Origin of the sequence: Pseudomonas sp. BGI-2 (assembly GCF_004310295.1) — a bacterium.
GTDB lineage: Bacteria > Pseudomonadota > Gammaproteobacteria > Pseudomonadales > Pseudomonadaceae > Aquipseudomonas.
In genome coordinates this window covers 1-3,922 of sequence record NZ_SISB01000086.1, presented here as the reverse complement: position 1 = coordinate 3,922, position 3,922 = coordinate 1, and the positions used below count along the sequence as shown (strand labels likewise).

At 54.8% G+C, this 3,922-nt stretch carries 4 protein-coding genes and 3 pseudogenes; 5 read left to right on the top strand and 2 right to left on the bottom strand.

The genetic code is table 11. The features are described from left to right. Positions 1-385 precede the first annotated feature (385 nt). Complete coding sequence (locus tag EYC95_RS29910; RefSeq protein WP_131063522.1) at positions 386-856, bottom strand: anti-virulence regulator CigR family protein; 471 nt, start codon at positions 854-856, stop codon at positions 386-388. Between the two features lie 121 nt (positions 857-977). After that, a complete protein-coding gene (gene arsN2 / locus EYC95_RS29905) occupies positions 978-1,412 on the bottom strand; it encodes an arsenic resistance N-acetyltransferase ArsN2 (protein WP_131063521.1) in 435 nt (144 codons plus the stop codon). Positions 1,413-1,656: 244 nt separating this feature from the next. Between arsN2 and EYC95_RS29900 the strand changes: the two genes are divergently transcribed. The 5 genes and pseudogenes from EYC95_RS29900 to EYC95_RS29880 all read left to right on the top strand — a co-directional run. Next, positions 1,657-2,061, top strand: coding sequence for a hypothetical protein (locus EYC95_RS29900; RefSeq protein WP_131063520.1), 405 nt, complete (start codon positions 1,657-1,659; stop codon positions 2,059-2,061). After that, positions 2,055-2,747 (top strand): RES family NAD+ phosphorylase, encoded by a 693-nt coding sequence (locus EYC95_RS29895; RefSeq protein ID WP_131063519.1) that lies wholly within the window; start codon positions 2,055-2,057, stop codon positions 2,745-2,747. The genes EYC95_RS29900 and EYC95_RS29895 overlap by 7 nt, the downstream gene beginning before the upstream one ends. A 133-nt stretch (positions 2,748-2,880) precedes the next feature. Further along, positions 2,881-3,084: pseudogene (locus tag EYC95_RS29890) on the top strand (phage infection protein); the annotation flags it as partial. Between the two features lie 190 nt (positions 3,085-3,274). Continuing rightward, a pseudogene (locus EYC95_RS30830) lies at positions 3,275-3,484 on the top strand (hypothetical protein); the annotation flags it as partial. A 1-nt stretch (position 3,485) separates the two neighbouring features. Continuing rightward, positions 3,486-3,795: pseudogene (locus tag EYC95_RS29880) on the top strand (alpha/beta fold hydrolase); the annotation flags it as partial. Positions 3,796-3,922: the final 127 nt, after the last annotated feature.

Here is a 3,922-nt window from a genome sequence, read left to right as displayed (position 1 = left end):
TTTAGACTATACGTACGGTGTGTACGTCCTTAATCAATGCTTCTTTACACCTATATCTGAGTGCTTTTTGTTGTGAGGAGAGTGGCGACTATCATAACTTCACCGATTAAGTCGTCGGCAGCGTCAGATTGGTATAAGAGAGAGTAATGGAGCAGCCGCAAGCATCATCGCGCAGGACATGACAGCAAAAAGACTCTTATTCTTTAAAAGCATGATGGCTTCCGTAAGTTGATATCGCGTGCCATAGGACGCAATAACCCCGTTTCAGTTCCAGGTCCTGCGACAGACGGAATGCAATGCATGCAGACTCTGATCAGCATTGTGCTGGAATTGAAAAAAGCGAGCCTTTTGTCAGTGGATTCCAATCGTGTTCGCCACTCAAACGCTAATCAAACGCGCCGTTCAACACTTCATAAATCAGCCCGGTGGCCAGCGCAACCAGGAGCAAATCGGTACCTGCTTGTTGCCATTCGTACCCATCGTAATGAGGCAGCCTGCCGATCAACCGGTCATCCAGTTTTTTGGCAATTCCGGGTGGAAGCGGCTTGCCACGAGCGAGGTTCTTTTGAATGCCGGGTGGCAAAGCAGGACCGGGACTCCAGTAGTCCCGGTAGCCGCCAACAATTTCCAGAACGCTGCCGCGATTGATACTCGGGCCATGCTCCCAATCGGCGCCCCCGGTGTTTTTGCCTTTGCCAGCCTGACCTCCCTGATTGCCATGGGCCTGACTGTTTTGCGTGTGTCCCTTGCCGTTGCCCTGGCCTTTTCCATTCCCGGGATCGGCCGTTGCAGTTGCCGAACCGCAGACCAGTGCAAGACTTGTCATTGCGGCAATCAACGCGCGAGATCTGGACATTGAGTCGTTCCTTCCGTGTGGGGAATATCCCCTTTGAAATGTAGACGCTACTGACACCGTTGGTTCCATGTCCACGCGGTGCTGACGTGAAAACATACGCGATCTCTCGGGTGCAATCGATTTATACGCTCAATGTTTTCCGTAAATAGCTCGCAGACGCAGGACATAAATGTTTGAACTGGGCTGTTTGGCAGATGGCGGCGGGCGCCTCCTGCCTGTCAAACAGGTCATATCCATTGGCCGCAAAAAATTCAGCAGCACCCTGGGTCAACAAATGCAGTCGGAGCGCCCCCTGGGAGGCTGCACACTGTTCCAATGCACGCAATACGGTTTTGCCCAGCCCCTCTCCCCGGCGTCCCTCGCGCACCACCATTGAACGAAGCAACATGTCGGGGGCCGCCCCCTCCAGCCCTCCAAAAGCCACCCATTGGCCCTGAACTTCGAAACGGTAGAACTGCCGCCCCGGCTCACTGACATCATTGTTGGGTAATGATGCCTGGTTGAGCGTATCCCGGAGCTGATCCAGACCGTTATCGTCTACTTTAATCATCTGCATTGTCACACGCCTTTGAAGGTTCCTACGCACTCAAGCTAGCAGGCCTCGTGGGTCAGACAAGCCCACAAAGTCCTGGGCCGGATCGGCAACGGTGGCCAGGGCCGTCGCGTGGGTTGGTAGCACTAGATGATTGACGACCAGTTGGACTGGTGGCAACACCCTGATGTCCACTGGTCGACACACTATTGATCTGTAGATACAATATATATATTTTTGAGTCTATAGATTAATGGTGAGATTAAACATGGCCGTCCCTCTCAAGGAACAAGCGTTCACCAAAGCCCAATGCGTCACAGGCCTTCGCGCCGCCGTTGGCATCCTCGAAAAATGGACCGCCTCCAGCGATCAGGCCTGTCGCATCCTGCGCATTTCCCGCAGCACCTATACCCGCGCCCGTCAGCCCGATCCCTCCTGGTCCGTCGCGCTGGACTCAGACCAGATGCAGCGCATCAGTTTTGTCCTCAACATCCACGCCGCATTGCGCCTGATCTTCGACAACCCGGAAAACGTCTACGGCTTCCCGTCGATGGCCAACCACAACGAGTTTTTCAATGGACGCAGTCCGCTGGAGATCATGGCTCAGGGCGACATGATTTCCTTGTATGAAACCTTCAAGCGCATTGACGTGCTGCGTGGTGGGCAATGGTGACGGTGAGCGAACTGACAGAACTTGCCGGTGAGCAGTTGCAGGCTTACCGATTGGTTAATTCGAAGTTTCCACCGATCGCGATGTTTGATGACGTGGCGGATGCGGACGAGTTTGAGGTGCTGTACCAGATTCAGGCGCTGACGAATCCCAGGCTGAAAAATGAAGTGGGTCATCTTGAGTTGATTGCGCGGGATCAGATCCCGTTCGGCATTCCCGGCTGCTCTTACGCGACGGCGCCTTTTACTCACGTCAACCCGGCGGGATCGCGGTTCAGCGATGGCAGTTTTGGGGTGTTGTATCTGGCGGACTCCATGGAAACGGCGTTGGCCGAGGTGCGGCATCACCAGAGTCTGTACTGGTCGAATGTCCCGAGTCTCAACTATGAGCGGTTTGTGTTCCGGGGGTTGTCCTGCTCTTTCGTGGATGCAGCGATGAGGGATGCTGCCGCTATTGCGATGACTGATCCTGTTTACGATCCTGACGATTACACGGAGTCGAGGCGTTTGGGGAGGTCCGTTAAGGAGGTGCGGTGTCCTGGGATTCGTTACCACTCCGTGCGGATGCAGGGCAGTTATTGCTGGGCGCTGATGACGCCGAGACCGGTTTTATCAATCGTTCAAGCAGCGCATTACGAGATGGTCTGGAATGGACAGTTGACGAGTGTCAGCAAGATCAGCGAAGCCTGAAGCTTCTATTCCGGGCCTTTCGCACTCATTACCGGCGTCGATAGTCACCATCGACTCAATGAAGTTCTCATAAAAACTCCGCGGCGTAAGATCGGTTCCATACCAAAACAACTACACCCCGGAGCACACAATCATGAAACGCCAAATCCTTCTCAGCATCGCTTTCTCGGTTTTTGCAGTTAACGCTTTCGCCGCTACCTCTGCTCACCCGGTTGTCGCTGAAGGCGGTTCGGATCGTCTGATCGAAAACCGTGTGGCTGAAGGTGGTTCGGATCGTCTGATCGAGAACCGCGTTGCCGAAGGTGGTTCCGACCGTCTGAACGAAAGCCGCGTTGCATAAATGAATGGCTTTACCGAAGTACTCAAGGATAAGCCCGGCCTGACCAGCCGGGCTTTTTTACGCCCTCCATTTGCGGCATCCACCCTGCCAAGCCACGATGATTTAAAAGTACCCTCCAGACTTTTTCGTCTAACGTGAATTGATGCGTTTGCAAGATCAACTTCCTCGAAAATGCTGGAGGTTGAGCATGAAAACTATCGCTTACTGGTTGACGGCTACGCTGTTGAGTCTGGCGCTGTGCTCCTGTGTTGCGGTCGACGCCGGGAGCGCAGGGGCGGGTGAGATGGAAATTCGCTCGGGGAAAATCGAGCAGATTACCCAGACGCAGATGCAGACCAACCAAGACAGTGGCGTGGGGGCCATACTAGGTGGCATCGGCGGTGTCGGCCTCGGAAGCCACCCATGGCTGGCCCGGTTCGATTCTGGAACAGACCAAAGCCATCGGCCCGTTGACCGACCCGACTGCCTATGGCGGTCGAGCCGAAGATGCCTTTGACGTGATCATTCCCTGGATGCCTGGCTACGGTTTCTCGCAGAGACCCACCGACGGCGGTTGGGGTCCCGACCGTATCGGCGTGGCGTGGCGTGGCGTGGGATGTGTTGGTGAAGCGTCTGGGCTACAAGCGTTACGTGTTGCAAGGTGGCGACTGGGGCTCGGTGATCGCCGACGCCATGGGACGTCAGGCCCCGCCCGGCTTGCTGGGAATCGAGGGTGTCCCTGATTTTGTGTAAACGGGATTTCTATTAAACCGTTAACAGCCGATCTTCAAACTGGATACTGAAGCGATTCAAAGCCGCTTTCCAGTCCCGGATCGGCATTGTCCACTTTTTGCTG